Below are 16,081 nucleotides of genomic sequence, written 5' to 3'. Positions count from 1 at the left end.
GCTTCAGTCCAACGAGATATTGGCCTTGGCCGCAACCTCTTTCCAGCGCGCCACTTCCGCCTCGGTGTGCTTGCCCAGCGCGGCACCGGTGTACTGCTCGGTCGGGAGCATCTGGATCGCCTGGCTCGCCATCTTGTCGGTGAAGGCCTTGTCCGTCATGACCTTCAGATAGGCCTGCTGGACCTTGTCGAGCGCGGCCTTGGGCGTTCCCTTGGGCGCGTAGATGCCGTACCAGGTCGATGCCTCGAAGCCGGGCAGCACCGTCTCGGCCAGCGTGGGCACGTCCTTCAGTTGCGGCAGGCGCACCTTCGAGGTGACGGCGAGCGCGCGCACCTTCGACTCGGTGATCTGCGGCAGCGCGGTGTTGGTCTGGTCGAAGATGCCGTCGACCTGGCCGCCGATCACGTCCACCAATGCCGGGCCCGCGCCCTTGTACGGCACCAGCGTGACCTTGACGCCGGCCGCACTGGCGACCAGCGCCGCGATCAGGTGCGAACTGGAGCCCACGCCGGCATTGCTGATGAAGAGCTTGTCCGGGTTCTTCTTGCCGAAGTCGATCAGCCCCTGGATGTCCTTCGCCGGATGCTCCTTTCGCACCATCAGCACCAACGGCGTGTCGGGGAAGCGGAACACGGGCTCGAAGTCCTTCACGGGGTCATAGCTCAGCTTCTTGTAGAGCGCAGGCGCGGCGCCCATGTAGCCCATGTGGCCGACCAGCATGGTGTAGCCGTCGGGCGCTGCGCGTGCGGCCTTGGCTGCACCGATGGTGCCGCCGGCCCCAGCCGAGTTGTCGATCACGATCGGCTGGCCGAGCTCGCGCGCCACGCGCTCGGCGATGCTGCGCGCCAGCGCGTCGGTCGGGCCGCCGGCGGCGAAGGGAACGATCCACGTGATCGGCTTGGTCGGGTAGGCCTGGGCGTCTGCGGCACCCATGGCGGCGGTGGCCGCGAACGCGCACAGAACGGTCTTGATGAAACGCATGCTCATGTCTCCTGGAATGGAAGGAAGGAAGGGGTCTGGGGAATTCAGTGCTGCGCCTTCGCCGACAGCGCGAGCGCGCGATCCACCATCTGCGGCGCGAGGCCGAGATAGTTGGCGGGGTCGGTCAGGCGCTCGATCGCGCCGCGGTCGAAGTGCTTCGTGACTGCGGGCAGTGCGGCCAGCGCCTCGGCCAGCGTGCCGCCCTTCTCGTTCACCGTGCGGCAGGCGTCGTAGACCAGGTCGTGCGCCTGCTGGCGACCGGAGTGGGGCGCCAGGCCCATCATCACCGCCTCGGCGACGATCAGGCCGCGGCTGATACCGAGGTTGTGCTTCATGCGCTCGGCGTCGACGACCAGCCCGCCGAGCGCGAACTTGGCCTGGTGCAGCGCACCGGCCGTGAGGATGAAGCTCTCGGGGATCGCGATCCACTCGGCATGCCACGGGCCGGTGGCGCGTTCGAAGTCCTGCACCATCGCGTCGACCATCAGGCCGGCGTGCTGCCGGACCGCCTTCGACGCGGCCAGCATCAGTTCGCTGGAGATCGGGTTGCGCTTCTGCGGCATCGTGCTGCTCGCGCCGCGCCCCTTGACGAAGGGCTCGTAGACCTCGGCGAACTCGGTCGAGGCCATGATCATGATGTCGAGCGCGATCTTGCCGAGCGAGCCGGTCACGAGCGCCAGCAGGTTCACCGCCTCCGCAAAGCCGTCGCGCGCCACGTGCCAGGTGGTGGCGGGCACGCCCAGGCCGAGCGCATCGGCCATCGCCTGCTGCACTTCGAAACCCTTGTCGCCGAGCGAAGCCAGCGTGCCGGCGGCGCCGCCGAACTCGACCAGCGCGACGCGCGGGCGCAGCTCGGCCAGCCGCTGCTGGTGGCGATCGAACATCGCGAGCCAGATCGCGGCCTTGTAGCCGAAGGTCACGGGCAGGGCCTGCTGCAGGTGGGTGCGGCCGGCCATCGGCGTGTCGCGGTACTTCTTCGCGAGGCCGGCCAGGATGGCACGCAGCTCGCGGATGTCGGCGTCGACGCTGTCGAGCGCATCGCGCACCTGCAGCGCGACCGCGGTGTCCATGATGTCCTGCGTGGTCGCGCCCCAGTGGACGTAGCGGCCGGCCTCGCCGCACATCGCCACCAGTTGATGCACCAGCGGCAGGATCGGGTAGCCGACGATGTCGGTCTCCTCGCGCATGTGGTCGAAGTCGATGCGCTCGATGGTGCATTCGCGCGAAATCGTTTCGGCCGCCTCCCGCGGGATCACGCCGACCTGCGCCTCGGCCTTCGCCAGCGCGACCTCGGCATCGATGTAGCGCTGGATCAGTGCGCGGTCGGAAAAGAGCGCGCGCATCTTCGCGGTGCCGAAGGCGTCGCGGAACAGGATCGAATCGACGACGGTGCTGGCCATCGGAACGGATGAAGAGGACATGTCGGCCTTAATATGTTCGGACATATTGACTTTAATATGTCCGAACATAAACACGACTCGGTATTTACCCCGGGCCTCAGAATCACGCCCACGATGAACAAGCCCCGCTTCTCCGATATCGCGCTGCACCTCAAGGAAGGCATCACCTCGGGTCACTACCCGGTGGGCGCGCTGCTGCCCACCGAGATGGAGCTGCGCGACCACTACAAGACCAGCCGGCACACGGTGCGCGCCGCCTTGCAGGAGCTGCAGCAGCTGGGGCTGGTGTCGCGCCGCAAGAACGTCGGTACGCGCGTGGAGTCGGCGACGCCGCAGGTCGGCTTCCAGCAGTCGCTGGCCTCGGTCGAGGACGTGGTGCAGTTCGGCGCGACGCACGTGCGGGTGGTGCGCGAGGTCGAGACGGTCGAGTCCAAGGGCGCGCTGGCGCGCCTGCTCGGCTGCCCGGAAGGAACCGCCTGGCTGCGCATCTCCAGCCTGCGGATGGACGAAGAGCAGCCGGAGCTGCCGATCTGCTGGACCGACCTGTACATGGACCCGGCCTACACGGCGCTGGTGGAGCGGGTGCGCGATTCGCCCGAGACGCTGGTCAGCACCTTGATCGAGCAGCAGTACGGCCGGCGCGTGGTCGAGATCGTGCAGCAGTTGCAGGCGCTGGCGGTGCCGGCGGCGATGGCGCGGCAGCTGGGCGTGGAAGCCGGATCGGCGGCCATGCAGATCGTGCGCCGCTACCTCGACGCCGACGGCGGCACGATCGACGTCACCGTCACCGTCCATCCGGCGGATCGCTTCTCGCTCACCATGCGGTTGCAGCGCGCGGCCGGCTGAACGGGAGGAAAATCGGCGCCCTCCCCATGCAGTTCAACAGCACGTCCTCGTCGCCTTCGCACGGTCTTTCGCTGCGGCGCTACGGCGCTTCGCGCGGCAGCCATGCGCACGAGCACTTCCAGGTGCTGGTGGGACTCGACGGCGTGCTGGACTTGGAGATCGAGGGACGCGGCCGGCGCATCGGCGCCGGCGAGGGCTGGGTGGTGACGCCCGGCGATCGCCACGACTTCGAATCGCGCGCCGGCAGCCGCTGCCTCGTGCTCGACACCACGCAGGACCTGTGGGCGCAGTGCGCGGGCCGGGCGCCGATGGCACCGCAGCTGCTGTCGCTGGCGCGCTACCTGGCGCTGTGCGTGACGCAGGCTTCGCCGCCCGCGACGGCGCTGCATCACGCGCCGGCGCTGCTGCTGGAGGCCTGGGGCCCCGTCGTTCCGAATGGCCGCCGGCGCGCCATCGACTGGCCGGCCCTCGCCGCATGGGCGCAAGCGCGCTGGCATCGGCCCCTGAGCGTCGCCGACCTCGCGGCGGTCGCGTGCCTGAGCCCCAGTCAGTTCGCCCAGCGCTGCCGCAATGAGCAAGGCATGGGCGCGATGCAATGGCTGCGGAGCCAGCGGCTGCTGCAGGCACGGCAGTTGCGCAGCGGCGGCATGAGCGTCGCGGAGACCGCACGCCGCGCCGGCTACCGCTCGCCTTCGGCGCTCACGGCCGCGCTGCGAAAAAGCTGAAGACCGTCGTTCCCCGACGACGAACCGTCGTCGCGCGACGAGTCGGCCGCTTAAGCTCGACCGATGTCCGCCACCCTGTACGCACTCGCCGCCATCGCCCTCTGGGGCACACTCGCCTCGCTCGGCACTTCGCTCTCGCATCTGCCGCCCTTCCTGCTGACCGGCCTCGCGCTGATGATCGGCAGCGTCATGAGCTGGCCGGCCGTGCTGCGCGACCGCCGGGCCTGGGCCGTGCCGCCGCGCACGCTGGCGCTCGGCGTCTACGGCCTGTTCGGCTTCCACTTCCTGCTCTTCATCGCGCTGCGGCACGCGCCGCCGGTCGAGGCCAACCTGGTCAACTACCTGTGGCCGCTCCTCATGGTCGTGCTGGCGCCGGCGCTGCTGCCGGGCGTGTGGCTGCGGCCGCTGCATGTGGCCGCGGCGCTGCTGGGCTTCGCGGGCGCCGCGATCGCGATCCTCGGCGCGCGCAGCGGCGCCGAAGCCGCGGCCGGCGGTGCGTACTGGGGTTTCGTGCCCGCGCTCGGCTCGGCGTTCATCTGGGCCAGCTATTCGCTGTGGACGCGGCGCGTGCGTGCGTTCCCGACCACGGCCATCGGGCTCTTCGGGCTGGTGTCGGGCGCGCTCTCGCTCGCCTGCCACGCACTGCTGGAGCCGGCAGCGGCGCTCACTTCGCGCGACTGGCTGCTGGTCGCGCTGTGTGGGCTGGGCCCGCTCGGCGCAGCCTTCTTTCTCTGGGACATGGCGCTCAAGCGCGGCGACGTGCGCCAGATCGGCATCCTGAGCTACATCACGCCGCTCGCCTCGACGGCGCTGCTGCTGGTGGTCACGGCGCGGCCGCTGAGCTGGACCATCGCGCTCGCGGCGGCCTTGATCATCTCGGCCGCGGTGATGGGGTCACGCGCGCGCTAGACAAATCAACCAGAGACCTGGAGCACCAGCTTGCCGAAGTTCTGCCCGGTGAACAGGCGCGTCAGCGCTTCCGGGAAATTGTCGATGCCTTCGACCACGTCTTCGCGGCTCTTCATGCGGCCGTCCTTCAGGTAGGCCGCCATCTCGGCCACGGCCTCGTGGTAGCGATCGGCATAGTCGAACACCACCATGCCCTGCATGCGCGCCCGGTTCACCAGCAGGCTCAGGTAGTTCTTCGGGCCCTGCGCGGGTGCGCTGTTGGCGTTGTTGTACTGGCTGATGGCGCCGCAGATGATGATGCGCGCGCCGCGCGCGAGCCGCGCCAGCGCGGCATCGAGGATCTCGCCGCCGACGTTGTCGAAGTAGATGTCGATGCCCTTGGGGCAATGGACCTTCAGGCCATCGCGCACGGCCGACGGGCCGGCCTTGTAGTCGATGCAGGCGTCGAAGCCGAGCTCCTTCACCACCCAGTCGCACTTCTCCTGCCCGCCGGCAATGCCGACGGCGCGGCAGCCCTTGATCTTCGCGAGCTGGCCGACCGTCTGGCCGACCGCGCCGGCGGCGCCCGAGACGACCACGGTTTCGCCGGGCTTGGGCTGCCCGATGTCCATCAGGCCGAAATAGCCGGTCATGCCGGGCATGCCGAGCACGTTGAGCCATTGCGTGATCGAGCCGGCGCGCAGGTCGATCTTGGTGAGCCCGCTGCGCTTGATCTCTTCCTGTGGAATCAGGATGTATTCCTGCACACCCAACGTGCCGTAGACCGTGTCGCCCACCGCGAAGGCCGGGTTGCGCGAGGCGATCACGCGGCCGATGCCGCCGGCGCGCATGACGGCGCCGATCTCGACCGGCGCGATGTAGCTCTTGCCCTCGTTCATCCAGCCGCGCATCGCGGGGTCGAGCGACAGCGAAAGGGTCTTGACCAGGACACCGCCTTCGGCCGGCTCGCTGACCGGCTCGGTCGTGAACTGCCAGTTGTCGCGCGTGGCCGCGCCTTCGGGGCGCTTGGCGAGGCGGACCTGGTGGTTGGTGAACGTGCTGCTCATGGGGGGTGTCTCCTGCTGCTGCTTGTCTGCGGGAGGGCATCGTAGCCCCGCCTCCCGCGCAAGCCGGTAGCGCAGGCGACACCAGCTGGGGCCTCTCAACAGGCCCTAGCTAGAACGGGTAGTGCCGCGGCGTGGTCTGCACCGTGATCCAGCGCAGCTCGGTGAAGGCTTCCACGCCTGCCTTGCCGCCGAAGCGCCCGTAGCCCGAGGCCTTGACGCCGCCGAAGGGCATCTGGGCCTCGTCGTGCACCGTGGGGCCGTTCACATGGCAGATGCCGGCCTCGATCCGGCGCGCCACATTCCAGGCCCGCGCGACGTCGCGCCCGAACACGGCCGAGGAAAGGCCGAACTCGTTGTCGTTGGCGGTGGCGACCGCCTCCTCGACGCCGCGCACGCGCACCACCGCCTTCACCGGCCCGAAGGATTCCTCGCGGTAGATCTGCATCTCGCGCGTCACATGGTCGAGCACCGTGGCCGGCATCAGCGTGCTGTCGGCGCGGCCGCCGCACACCAGCGTGGCGCCCTTGGCGAGCGCGTCGTCGATGAGCGCGTTGCAGCGGGTCACGGTGCTGCGGTCGACCACCGAGCCGAGCACCACCGGGCCCTCGCGCGGGTCGCCCAGCGGCAGGCGTTGCGCCTTGGCCGCGAACTTCGCGACGAATTCGTCGGCGACGGCCGCATCGACCACGATGCGCTCGGTCGACATGCAGATCTGGCCCGAGTTGGCAAAAGCGCCGAAGGCGGCCGCGTTCACCGCCGCATCGATGTCTGCATCGTCCAGCACCACCAGCGGCGCCTTGCCGCCGAGTTCGAGTACCACCGGCTTGAGGTATTTGGCGCAGGTCTGCGCGATGATCCGGCCGACCTTGGTCGAGCCGGTGAAGTTGACGCGGCGCACTGCCGGATGCGCGACCATGGCCTCGACCACGGCGCCCGCATCGGCCGGCGCGTTAGTGACGAAGTTCAGCACGCCGGGCGGCAGCGCGGCCTCGTTCAGCGCCTCCACGATCAGCGCATGGGTCTGCGGGCACAGCTCCGAGCCCTTCAGCACCACCGTGTTGCCGCAGGCCAGCGGCGTCGCGATGGCACGCACGCCGAGGATCACCGGCGCGTTCCACGGCGCGATGCCGATCACCACGCCGGCAGCCTGCCGCACGCCCATCGCGAGGCTGCCCGGCACGTCCGAAGGAATGACTTCGCCGCCGATCTGCGTGGTCAACGCCGCGGCCTCGACCAGGATGCCGGCCGCGAGATGGACATTGAAGCCGGCCCACATCGCCGAGGCGCCGGTCTCGCGCGCCATGGCCTGCACGAAGGCATCGGTGCGCGCCTCGAGCGCCTGTGCGGCCTTCAGCAGCAGCGCACGGCGCTCGCCAGGTCCGGTCTGCGACCAGCCGGCAAAGGCCTGCGCCGCGGCATCGACCGCGGCGATCGCATCCGCGGGCGTGGCTGCGGGCGCGACGGTGGCGACGCTGTCGTCCAGCGGATTGCGGCGCTCGAAGGTGGCGCCGCTCGCCGCCGAGCGGCGCTCGCCGTCGATGAGCATGGAAATGGTGGCGGTCATGCGAGGGTGCTCCAGAAAGAAAAGGGGTTCAGGCCACGCCGAGGTAGGCCTGGCGGATCACGTCGGAGTCGAGCAGCGTCTTCGCATCGCCTGAAGCGACGATGCGGCCGCGTTCGAGCACGTAGCCGCGGTCGGCCGCCATGAGCGCCTTGCGCACGTTCTGCTCGACCATCAGCACGGTCACGCCCTGGGCCGCGATGCGTCGCACGATGGCCAGCAGCTCGTCGACCATGCGCGGCGCGAGGCCGAGCGAGGGCTCGTCGAGCATCAGCAGCCGCGGGCCGCTCATCATGGCGCGAGCCACCGCCACCATCTGCTGCTCGCCGCCGCTCATGGTGCCGGCCAGCTGCGCGGCCCGTTCCTTCAGGCGCGGAAAGTCGTTGAAGGCACGCGCCAGTCGCTCGCTGCGCAGCCGCGCGGGTGCGAGCCAGGCGCCGAGTTCGAGATTCTCCGTCACGCTCATCTGCGGGAAGAGCTGCCGGCCTTCGGCGACCAGCGCGAGACCCTGGCGCACGCAGGCCGTGGCGTCGTTGGGAGGCAGCGTCGCGCCGTCGAGCAGCAGCTCACCCGCACGCGGCAGCAGGCCGGCGAGCGCCTTCAGCAGCGTGGTCTTGCCGGCGCCATTGGGGCCCAGCACGACGGTGATGCCGGGCAGCACGTCGAGATCGAGTCCCTGGATCACCTGGAAGCCGTGATAGCCGGCCGCCAGCCCGCGGACATGCATTCCCGAAGCGCTCACGCCTGGCCCTCCATCTCGTCGCCCAGATAGGCCTCGACCACTTCGGCATTGCGAACCACCTCGGCCGGCGATCCGTCGGCGATCTTGCGGCCCTGGTGCAGCACCAGCACGCGCTCGACATAGCGCAGCAGCGTGGTCACCGCGTGCTCGATCCACACGACGGTGAGGCCATGCGCGTCGCGCAGGCTGCGGATGCGCCGCGCCATCGCATCGAGCTCGGCCTCGGTGAGACCGGCCGCCACTTCGTCGAGCAGCAGCACGCGCGGCCGCGTGCCGAGCGCCATGCCGATCTCCAGCAGCCGCTGCTGCGAAGGCGTGAGGTCGGCGGCCAGGCGATCGGCCAGGGTGCCGAGGCCCAGCATGTCGAGAATGTCGCCCTCGCTCTTCAACCCCGCGATCGGCGTGCGATGGCGCCCCGCGAACTGCATGCCGAAGCGCACGTTGTCGGCGAGCGTCATCTCGGCCATGACGCGCGGCGTCTGGAAGGTGCGCGCGATGCCGTGCGCCGCGTAGTGGTGCGGGCCGCGGCCGGTGAGATCGATGGTGCCCTGCACCAGCAGCTTGCCGGAGGTCGGCGCGATGACGCCAGAGATGGCGTTGAAAAAGGTGGTCTTGCCGGCGCCGTTGGGCCCGATGATGCCGACCAGCTCGCCCGCATGCAGGCGCGCGCTGACCGCATCGACCGCCGTGAGGCCGCCGAAGCGCACGGTGAGCGCGCGGGCTTCGAGCAGAGGAATCACCGCGTCATTCATTTCTCTGCCTTTGCCACAGCGTCGCCAGCCCGTTCGGCAGATACATCACGCACAGGATCAACAGGAGGCCCAGCACCATCATGTAGCCGTAAGGCAGTTGCAGCCGCAGCGTCTCGGCCAGCAGGCTGAAGACGACCGCCGCGACGATCGGCCCGCCGATGCTGGCTGCGCCGCCGATGAGCGCGATCAACACGGTCTGGAAGCCGATGAAGGGGCTGAACACGGCGGCCGGCTCGATGTAGGTCCAGCGCACCGCCATGGCCGCACCGGCCGCACCGGCGAAGGCGGCAGTGAGCGCGAAGCCCGCGATCTTGATGCGGCGCGTGTCGACCCCGAGCGTCTGCGCACGCTGCTCGTCGGCGCCGATGCCCGCGAGCGCGAGGCCGAAGCGGCTGCGCTTGACGAGAATCGCAGTCGCGATCGCGGCACCGGCGATCGCGAGCACCGTGAGGTACACCGTCTCGTTCGAGGGCACGACCGTGAGCACGCGGCCCACGGTGCCCGAGACCTGCTTCTCGACGAAGGTGACGGCATGGCGGATCAGCTCGGTCATGCCGAAGGTCAGCACTGCGAAGTAGGTGCCGCGCAGATGCAGCACCGCTGCGCCCATCGCGACCGCGACCACGCTCGCCACGGCCGCGCCGCAGAGGATCACCAACGGCCACGGCAGCACGCCTAGCAGCGTCGCGCTGGCATACGCGCCGAGCCCGAAAAAAGCGGAGGTCGCGAGCGAGAGGTAGCGCGTCGCGCCGCAGAACAGCGACCAGCTGGCGGCGAGCGCGATGTACATGAGGCAGCTCAGCGCGATCGCGCTCACGAATTCAGAAGCCAGCCATGGCACGCTGGCCGCGAGCAGCAGCCCGGTGGAGAGCCAAAGCCAGGGCCTCTTGGCGAGCGCAACCTTCATCGCGAGAACAGGCCGTTGGGGCGCCAGATCAGGACGCCGATGAACACCGCATAGGACAGCAGCATCTTGAACGAGGGGCTGGTGAAATGCATACCCAGCGCCTCGACCACGCCCAGCAGCAGGCCGCCGACCAGGCTGCCTGCGATGCTGCCGAAGCCGCCGAGGGTGATGACGATCAGCGCGGTCACGGTGTAGGGCTCGCCCATCGAGGGCGAGATCTCGTAGGTCATCGACAGCAGTGCGCCGGCCACGCCCGAGAGCCCGAGGCCGATGCCGAACATCACCGGATGCAGCCGTTTCGTGTTGATGCCCACCAGCTGCGCGCCGACGGGCGACTGCATCAGCGCGCGCACCGCCTTGCCCAGCAACGTGAGCTTGAGCAGCGCGATGAGCACCAGGCTCAGGGCGAGCGCGATGCCGAAGAGCACCAGCTTGTTGACGGTGAAGCGCATGTCTGCGATCTGCACCGGCTCGGCCAAGTAGTCGTAGCCGCGCAGGTCGCCGCCCCAGATCAGGAGCGCCGTGTTCTGCACGAAGAACATCAGGCCGAAGCCGACCATCAGGCTGCGCGCCTCGAACACTTCGACGCTGGGCGCGCGTGCCGCGACCTGGCGAAAGCACAGCCGGTGCACCGCCATGCCGATCCCCATCAGCACCACGAACGCGGCCGGCAGGAAGACCAACGGCGAGATGCCCCAGGCGGTGTGCGCCCACCAGGTCAGGAAGGCGCCGAGCATCAGGAATTCGCCGTGCGAGATGTTCATGATGCGCATCAGGCCGTACTGCAGGTTCAGGCCGATCGCGACCAGCGCATAGATGCCGCCCGTGATCAAGCCGCCGGCCAGGAGCTCGGCCCATCCAGTAAGGGACACGCTATTTCCAGGCCGGCTTCGGCATCAGTTGTGCGGTCGCACGGTTCTTCGGCCACACCACCTCGAACTCGCCGCCCTGCCATTGCGCCACAGTGCCGGGAATCGATGCGTTCTCGCTGCCCTCGAAGCGCATCGGCCCGAGGATGGTCTTGAACTCGTTCTTCGCGATCTGCTCGCGCAGCGCCTTGCGGTCCAGGCCCACCCTGGCCACCGCCTGCTGCAGGATCTCGAGGCCGGCCCAGCAATGGCCGCTGGCCCAGCGGTCGGGCTCCTTGCCGAACTTCTTGGTGTGCGCATCGAAATACGCCTTGGCCTCGGGACTGGTCTTGGCGTTCCACGAGCCCATGCCGATCACGCCCTCGGTGTTGGCTGCCATCACGTTCTTGTAGAGCTGGAAGGCGGTGCCGACCGAGGCGTAGAAGTACTTCGGATTGAAGCCCACCTCCCGCGCCTGGCGGCTCGCGAGGATGGTGTCGGGCGGGTAGGTGATGCCGATGAAGGCATCCGGGTTCATGTCCTTCATCGTGCGCAGCACCGGCGCCAGGTCCTTCACGCCCAGCGGGTAGCTCTTGCGCTCCAGCACCTGGATGCTCGTCTTCTTGAGCGCGGCATTCAGCGCGGCGAAGTTTTCCAGCCCGAACAGGTCGTCCATATAGACGATGACGATGCTCTTGACGCCGTTCGCGACCAGCATGTCGACCAGCGCGCCCATCATCTTGTCGGGCTGCTGCAGCAGCGAGAAGAAGTACGGCAGCTGCATGTCGATCAACTTGCGCGACAGCGCGGTCGGCGCCAGCATCGGATAGCCGAAGCGGTTGGCCAGCGGCGCGACGGCGAAGCTGGCGCCCGAGCCCCAGGGCGGCAGGATCAGGTCGACCTTGTCGCTGCCCATCAGCTTCTCGAAGGTGCGCACGCAGGTCTCGGTCTCGCTGCGGTCGTCGTAGCCGACGAGCTCGATGGGCCGCTTCGCGCCTTTCACCGACAGCCCGCCGGCCGCATTGACCTGCTCGGCCCACAGCAGGTAGTTGGGCTCCTGGCTGACCTGCGCGCCGGCCGCCCAGGGGCCGGTGCGGGCGATGGCATAGCCGATCTTCACCGGCGCACCCTGCGCGAACAGGCGCGGCGCGACGGCAGCGGCGCCGACGGCGGTGGCGGCTTGCTGGATCCAGCGGCGGCGATTGGCGTTTGGCATGCGAGTCTCCTTGCGGGCGTCGTTTGCGTCCGATGCCGTGATCGTAGGAAGCGCAGCCCTGCGCCGCTGTGCCCGCTGCGCACAAAGCATTTGACGCAGCGTGCACACCGCTAGTGGTTAACCCGCAAAGCCCGCCAAGCTCGGCACGCCGGACAATAGACGCATGACCGCCTCCCTGCTGCTGTCGACCGACGAAATCCCGCCGCGCGAGCGCGCACCGGTCTGGCGCGAATGGGTCTGGCGCCATTTCGGCGGCCTCGATTCCGAACTCTACGGCGACAGCGAATTCGACGGCCACATCGCGGCCTCGCATGCCGGCGACGTGATCCTCACGCGACTGGAAGCCAACCGGCACCGCGTGCTGCGCACCCCGCAGATGGCGCGCAGCAGCGAGGCCGCCTACCTGAAGATCGTCGCGCCCTGGCAGGGCTCGGCCGCGGTGACGCAGCGCGGCCGCGAGGCCTCGGTGCGCACCGGCGGCTGGACGCTCTACGACACCACCGCCGACTACACCGTCGCCAACCCCGAACGCAGCGACCACCTGATCGTGATGCTGCCCAAGGACCAGCTGGCGGTGCCCGACCTGCCGCTGGGCGAGCTGGTGGCGCGCCGCGTGGGCGGCGCGAGCGGCATCTCGCGCGTGGCGCTGGAGACCATGCGCAACACCTACCTCGAGCTGCCGTACATGAGCGAAGCGGCGGCGCGCGGCGCGGGCGAGCTGATCATCCAGCTGGTGCGGCTGTCGCTGATGGAGCTGGCCGGCCAGGAGACGCCGCGCAGCCAGCGCGAAGCGCTGAAGGACCGCATCCGCCAGCACGTGGCGCAGCATCTGCGCGACCCCGCGCTTTCCATCGACGGCATCGCGCAGGCGCTGCGCTGCAGCAAGCGACACCTGCACAACGCCTTCGCCGGGGACGAGGACACGCTGGCCGGCTACATCCTGCACCAGCGCCTGGCCTGCTGCATCCGCGACTTGGTGGACCCGGCCAACGCGGCACGGCCGATCACCGACATCGCACTTGCCTCCGGCTTTTCCAACCTCTCGCATTTCAGCCGCGTGTTCCGCGAACACACCGGCGGCAGCCCGAGCGAGTTCAGGCGCCAGGCAGCACGGCGCTGACCGCGAGGCCCGGCTGCGCATTGCGCACGCGCAGCGTGCCGCCATGCGCTTCGGCCACCAGCCGGCACAGGTACATCCCGAGGCCGACGCCGCCGGTGGCGCGCTGGCGTGCGCTGTCGGTGCGGTAGAACGGCTCGGTCAGACGCTCGAGCTGCTCCGGGTCGACGCCGGGCCCGAAATCGCGCACCTCCAGCTCGAGGCCGCCCTGCCCTGCCGCGCGCAGCGCGATGTGCGGCGGCTCGGCGGCTTCGGCGCCGTAGCGCAGCGCGTTGTCGAGCAGGTTGCGCACCAGGAGGCGGATGCGCAGGCGGTCCAGCGGCAGCGCCGGCAGTTTTTCTGCGAGTTCCAGGACGACGTGCCCACCCCCGGGATGTTCGGCCACCAGCTCGCGCACCAGCGCCGCAAGATCCACCGGTTCGCGCTGCAGCGCTGCATGCGGGCTGGCCAGGCGCTCGCTTTCGAGCAGGTCGCTGATCAGGTCGCGCATCTCGGCCAGGTCGCGCAGGAGCGCGGCGCGCTCGGTCTCGCCCTCGGGCGTGGCCGGCAGCAGCTCGGCATTGAGGCGCGCGCGCGTGAGCGGCGAGCGCAGTTCGTGGCTCAGCGCCAGCAGCAGCGCGCGCTTGGCGTCGAGCATGGCCTGGATGTCGTGCGCCATGGTGTTGATGCGCTGGGCCAGGTCGCCCAGTTCGTCGCGCCGGCGCAGCGGGATCGGCTGGTCGAAGGCGCCGCGGCCGAAGCGCTCGGCGCCGGCGCGGATGTCGTCGAGCGGCCGCAGTAGCCGGCGCACATAGACGTAGGCGAGCACGATCAGGCCCAGCAGCAGCGCCAGCGTGATCCAGCCGATGCCGTGCGGCTCGCGCTGCCACGGCAGGGTGCCGAGGCCGAAGCTCACGCGGTGGCCGTCGGCGGTGCTGCGCGTGAGCCAGTCGCCGCTGCGCGGGCCGAAGCCGCGTTGCCGGCGCTGGGGATGCGAATCCCAATTGACCTGTGGGCCCTGGATGCGGATCGAGATCGGCAGCCGCGTCACCATCGCCTCGGCGCGCGCGACATCGGGCGGCGTGCCGAGCTCGGCCACCAACCGGTCCATGTAGTCGGCCACCAGCGGCTGCGCCGCCTCGCGCCAGCCGCTGGAGAAAGCGCGCTGCATGCCGCCCAGGAACACGGCCGCCATCGCCATCGCGAGCAGCACGAAGACGGTGATCAGCCGCAGCCGCAGCGAATGGCGCCAGCGGTGGCCCCACTGGCGCGGCGTGCCGTGCCTGCGCCTCACGGCGGGCCCTTGCCGACGGCGAGCGTGTAGCCCGCGTTGCGCAGGGTCTTGATGCAGTCCAGCGGCTCCAGCTTCTTGCGCAGCCGGCTCACGACGATGTCGACCGCGCGCGTGTAGAGCTCGGCCTCGTGGCCGCGCAGGCGGTTGAGGATGTCGTCGCGGCTCCAGACCTTGCCGGGCTGGTCGGCCAAGAGCGCCAGCAGTTCGAACTCGGTGCCGGTCAGTTCCACCCGCTCGCCCTGGCGCAGCACCTCGCGCCTGTCGAGGTCGATCGACAGGCCTTCGAATATGCGGCGCTGCGTGGCCGCAGCCGGCGCCGGCGCGCGCTGCCTGCGCAGGATGGTTTGCACGCGCGCCACCAGCTCGCGCGGCTCGAACGGCTTGGGCAGGTAGTCGTCGGCACCGAGCTCGAGGCCCACCACGCGGTCCATCACGTCGCCGCGCGCGGTCAGCATCACGATCGGGATGTCGCTCTCCTTGCGGATCTCGCGGCACAGCGCGAAGCCGTCCATCTCGGGCAGCATCACGTCGAGGATGGCGGCGTCATAGCGGCCGGCGCGCAGCTTGGCGAGCCCTTCGCTCGGCCGCGTGGCGCTCTCGAGCGCGCAGTCGAAGCGCGCGAAGTAGCTGGCCAGCGGCGCGGCGAGGTGCTCGTCGTCGTCGATCAGCAGGATGCGGGGCATTCGGCGATTGTGCATACCGGCGAACACAAGGCTGCAGATCAGGCCCGCCGGCATCGGATCGCCGTGCTCACCATGGGTCAGCGCGGCCGATGCGGCCCAGGTGCGTGGCGCCGAACTCGCTGCCGTACTTGAGCCCGTAGCCGAGCGCGCGATCGAGGGCGATGTGGGCGCACCAGATCAACCCGATCGCGAGGGCGAGTGACGTCTCGCCCAGTGCGCCGAATGCCAGCAGCGCAATTGGACCGATGTACGAATGTGCGGCGTTGTAGGCAGCGGCACCGGCGCGCGAACCGGCGAGGTAGCCGAGGAAGGACAGGTCGGGCAGCAAGAACAGCATCGCGAAGAGGCCCCAGCTCGCGCCCAGCTGCATGTAGGCGACCGCGACCGCCGCGAGCACGACGAGGCCTTCGAGCCGCAGCACGATGCGCACGCCGCCCAGCGTGGCACCGGACGACGAGCCTTCGATCGGGGCCTGGCCGGCCCGCGGCGCCCGCGGCGCGACGAAGCGCGGCGCAGATGCATCAGCCATGGCGGTTCCAGCGGCGGCCGCGACGCTCCATGAACTCGCGCACCTTCTGCTGCTGCGCCGGGTTCAGGTTGTCGAAGAAGTCGGCCGCCGCCGCGATCACTTCGGGGCTGCCGGCCTGGATAGCGGCGGTCTTGTCTTCCACCAGTTTCTTCGCGCGCTCCTGGTCGAGCTTGGACCCGGCGAACAGGGCACGGAACTCGGCGCGCGGGTCGCCGCCGCCGCGCAGGGCGGCGCGCTGGGCCTGCAGCTTCTCGCTCAGCACCGCGAGCTTCTGCTTCTGTGCAGCATCGAGATCGAGCTTGCTGCCCACGCGCTCGACCATGCGGGCGCGGAACTCGGCGCGGTCTTGCTCCGAGCCGCCGCCCCAGCCATGGCGATGACCGCAGCCGACGAGGCTGCCTGCGACGAGCGCTGCGCCCGCAACACCGAAAAGTGAACGCTTGAACCAGGGTTTCATGAGAGTCTTCCTTTGAGGACTGATCGGATGTCGATCAGGAAGACCCGATGGTGCGATCCGGGCGCCGCAAAGTCCTTTCGCGCCGGTTT

17 protein-coding genes are annotated in these 16,081 nt (G+C 69.6%); 4 read left to right on the top strand and 13 right to left on the bottom strand.

The window, feature by feature from the left end:
• Positions 1 to 3 precede the first annotated feature (3 nt).
• Both EJI01_RS15325 and pcaB read right to left on the bottom strand, forming a co-directional pair.
• Entirely contained in the window at positions 4 to 981 is a 978-nt protein-coding gene (locus EJI01_RS15325; protein ID WP_126838013.1) for a tripartite tricarboxylate transporter substrate binding protein BugD, read from the bottom strand.
• A 44-nt stretch (positions 982 to 1,025) separates the two neighbouring features.
• Positions 1,026 to 2,402 carry a 3-carboxy-cis,cis-muconate cycloisomerase gene (gene pcaB, locus EJI01_RS15320; RefSeq protein WP_126838206.1) on the bottom strand — a complete coding sequence of 459 codons (1,377 nt, stop codon included), beginning with the start codon at positions 2,400 to 2,402 and terminating at the stop codon, positions 1,026 to 1,028.
• A gap of 93 nt (positions 2,403 to 2,495) precedes the next feature.
• Between pcaB and EJI01_RS15315 the strand changes: the two genes are divergently transcribed.
• The 3 genes from EJI01_RS15315 to EJI01_RS15305 all read left to right on the top strand — a co-directional run bounded on the left by EJI01_RS15315 (position 2,496) and on the right by EJI01_RS15305 (position 4,861).
• Positions 2,496 to 3,227 (top strand): GntR family transcriptional regulator, encoded by a 732-nt coding sequence (locus EJI01_RS15315; protein WP_126838012.1) that lies wholly within the window; start codon positions 2,496 to 2,498, stop codon positions 3,225 to 3,227.
• Between the two features lie 26 nt (positions 3,228 to 3,253).
• Positions 3,254 to 3,952 carry a helix-turn-helix transcriptional regulator gene (locus EJI01_RS15310; RefSeq protein WP_126838011.1) on the top strand — a complete coding sequence of 233 codons (699 nt, stop codon included), beginning with the start codon at positions 3,254 to 3,256 and terminating at the stop codon, positions 3,950 to 3,952.
• A 63-nt stretch (positions 3,953 to 4,015) separates the two neighbouring features.
• The gene (locus EJI01_RS15305) at positions 4,016 to 4,861 is read left to right on the top strand and encodes a DMT family transporter (protein WP_126838010.1); all 846 of its coding nucleotides are present in this window, start codon (positions 4,016 to 4,018) and stop codon (positions 4,859 to 4,861) included.
• Positions 4,862 to 4,866: 5 nt separating this feature from the next.
• Here the strand turns inward: EJI01_RS15305 and EJI01_RS15300 are convergent, their stop codons facing one another.
• The 7 genes from EJI01_RS15300 to EJI01_RS15270 form a co-directional block, all read right to left on the bottom strand.
• Positions 4,867 to 5,907, bottom strand: a complete 1,041-nt coding sequence (locus tag EJI01_RS15300) for an NADP-dependent oxidoreductase (protein WP_126838009.1) — start codon at positions 5,905 to 5,907, stop codon at positions 4,867 to 4,869.
• Between the two features lie 109 nt (positions 5,908 to 6,016).
• On the bottom strand, positions 6,017 to 7,471 hold the full coding sequence (locus EJI01_RS15295) for an aldehyde dehydrogenase (protein ID WP_126838008.1): 1,455 nt from the start codon (positions 7,469 to 7,471) through the stop codon (positions 6,017 to 6,019).
• A 28-nt stretch (positions 7,472 to 7,499) separates the two neighbouring features.
• Positions 7,500 to 8,195 carry an ABC transporter ATP-binding protein gene (locus EJI01_RS15290; protein ID WP_409513960.1) on the bottom strand — a complete coding sequence of 232 codons (696 nt, stop codon included), beginning with the start codon at positions 8,193 to 8,195 and terminating at the stop codon, positions 7,500 to 7,502.
• An 11-nt stretch (positions 8,196 to 8,206) separates the two neighbouring features.
• Complete coding sequence (locus EJI01_RS15285; protein WP_126838006.1) at positions 8,207 to 8,962, bottom strand: ABC transporter ATP-binding protein; 756 nt, start codon at positions 8,960 to 8,962, stop codon at positions 8,207 to 8,209.
• Entirely contained in the window at positions 8,955 to 9,869 is a 915-nt protein-coding gene (locus EJI01_RS15280; RefSeq protein WP_126838005.1) for a branched-chain amino acid ABC transporter permease, read from the bottom strand. Before EJI01_RS15280 ends, EJI01_RS15285 begins: the two co-directional genes overlap by 8 nt.
• Positions 9,866 to 10,741: a branched-chain amino acid ABC transporter permease gene (locus tag EJI01_RS15275; protein WP_126838004.1), complete on the bottom strand. Its 876-nt coding sequence runs from the start codon at positions 10,739 to 10,741 to the stop codon at positions 9,866 to 9,868. The genes EJI01_RS15280 and EJI01_RS15275 overlap by 4 nt, the downstream gene beginning before the upstream one ends.
• 1 nt (position 10,742) lies before the next feature.
• Entirely contained in the window at positions 10,743 to 11,933 is a 1,191-nt protein-coding gene (locus tag EJI01_RS15270) for an amino acid ABC transporter substrate-binding protein (RefSeq protein WP_126838003.1), read from the bottom strand.
• 163 nt (positions 11,934 to 12,096) lie between these two features.
• Between EJI01_RS15270 and EJI01_RS15265 the strand changes: the two genes are divergently transcribed.
• Positions 12,097 to 13,053 (top strand): helix-turn-helix domain-containing protein, encoded by a 957-nt coding sequence (locus EJI01_RS15265; protein ID WP_126838002.1) that lies wholly within the window; start codon positions 12,097 to 12,099, stop codon positions 13,051 to 13,053.
• On the opposite strand, the gene EJI01_RS15260 is transcribed toward EJI01_RS15265, so the two are convergent.
• The 4 genes from EJI01_RS15260 to EJI01_RS15245 all read right to left on the bottom strand — a co-directional run bounded on the left by EJI01_RS15260 (position 13,028) and on the right by EJI01_RS15245 (position 15,992).
• Positions 13,028 to 14,323 (bottom strand): cell wall metabolism sensor histidine kinase WalK, encoded by a 1,296-nt coding sequence (locus EJI01_RS15260; protein ID WP_260602472.1) that lies wholly within the window; start codon positions 14,321 to 14,323, stop codon positions 13,028 to 13,030. The genes EJI01_RS15265 and EJI01_RS15260 overlap by 26 nt on opposite strands.
• The gene (locus tag EJI01_RS15255; RefSeq protein WP_126838001.1) at positions 14,320 to 15,006 is read right to left on the bottom strand and encodes a response regulator transcription factor; all 687 of its coding nucleotides are present in this window, start codon (positions 15,004 to 15,006) and stop codon (positions 14,320 to 14,322) included. The genes EJI01_RS15260 and EJI01_RS15255 overlap by 4 nt, the downstream gene beginning before the upstream one ends.
• 67 nt (positions 15,007 to 15,073) lie before the next feature.
• Positions 15,074 to 15,535 carry a DUF4260 domain-containing protein gene (locus tag EJI01_RS15250; RefSeq protein ID WP_126838000.1) on the bottom strand — a complete coding sequence of 154 codons (462 nt, stop codon included), beginning with the start codon at positions 15,533 to 15,535 and terminating at the stop codon, positions 15,074 to 15,076.
• The gene (locus EJI01_RS15245) at positions 15,528 to 15,992 is read right to left on the bottom strand and encodes a Spy/CpxP family protein refolding chaperone (protein WP_126837999.1); all 465 of its coding nucleotides are present in this window, start codon (positions 15,990 to 15,992) and stop codon (positions 15,528 to 15,530) included. The genes EJI01_RS15250 and EJI01_RS15245 overlap by 8 nt, the downstream gene beginning before the upstream one ends.
• Between the last annotated feature and the right edge of the window lie 89 nt (positions 15,993 to 16,081).

The organism is Variovorax sp. MHTC-1, from assembly GCF_003984645.1.
Taxonomy (GTDB): Bacteria; Pseudomonadota; Gammaproteobacteria; order Burkholderiales; family Burkholderiaceae_C; genus Variovorax.
This window is presented reverse-complemented; position numbering and strand designations above follow the sequence as displayed.

Bases quoted from the DNA above. Each gene is read 5' to 3' on its own strand.
- EJI01_RS15325 (WP_126838013.1), bottom strand. From the start codon at position 981: ATGCGTTTCATCAAGACCGTTCTGTGCGCGTTCGCGGCCACCGCCGCC.
- pcaB (WP_126838206.1), bottom strand. From the start codon at position 2,402: ATGTCCTCTTCATCCGTTCCGATGGCCAGCACCGTCGTCGATTCGATC.
- EJI01_RS15315 (WP_126838012.1), top strand. From the start codon at position 2,496: ATGAACAAGCCCCGCTTCTCCGATATCGCGCTGCACCTCAAGGAAGGC.
- EJI01_RS15310 (WP_126838011.1), top strand. From the start codon at position 3,254: ATGCAGTTCAACAGCACGTCCTCGTCGCCTTCGCACGGTCTTTCGCTG.
- EJI01_RS15305 (WP_126838010.1), top strand. From the start codon at position 4,016: ATGTCCGCCACCCTGTACGCACTCGCCGCCATCGCCCTCTGGGGCACA.
- EJI01_RS15300 (WP_126838009.1), bottom strand. From the start codon at position 5,907: ATGAGCAGCACGTTCACCAACCACCAGGTCCGCCTCGCCAAGCGCCCC.
- EJI01_RS15295 (WP_126838008.1), bottom strand. From the start codon at position 7,471: ATGACCGCCACCATTTCCATGCTCATCGACGGCGAGCGCCGCTCGGCG.
- EJI01_RS15290 (WP_409513960.1), bottom strand. From the start codon at position 8,195: ATGCATGTCCGCGGGCTGGCGGCCGGCTATCACGGCTTCCAGGTGATC.
- EJI01_RS15285 (WP_126838006.1), bottom strand. From the start codon at position 8,962: ATGAATGACGCGGTGATTCCTCTGCTCGAAGCCCGCGCGCTCACCGTG.
- EJI01_RS15280 (WP_126838005.1), bottom strand. From the start codon at position 9,869: ATGAAGGTTGCGCTCGCCAAGAGGCCCTGGCTTTGGCTCTCCACCGGG.
- EJI01_RS15270 (WP_126838003.1), bottom strand. From the start codon at position 11,933: ATGCCAAACGCCAATCGCCGCCGCTGGATCCAGCAAGCCGCCACCGCC.
- EJI01_RS15265 (WP_126838002.1), top strand. From the start codon at position 12,097: ATGACCGCCTCCCTGCTGCTGTCGACCGACGAAATCCCGCCGCGCGAG.
- EJI01_RS15255 (WP_126838001.1), bottom strand. From the start codon at position 15,006: ATGCCCCGCATCCTGCTGATCGACGACGACGAGCACCTCGCCGCGCCG.
- EJI01_RS15250 (WP_126838000.1), bottom strand. From the start codon at position 15,535: ATGGCTGATGCATCTGCGCCGCGCTTCGTCGCGCCGCGGGCGCCGCGG.
- EJI01_RS15245 (WP_126837999.1), bottom strand. From the start codon at position 15,992: ATGAAACCCTGGTTCAAGCGTTCACTTTTCGGTGTTGCGGGCGCAGCG.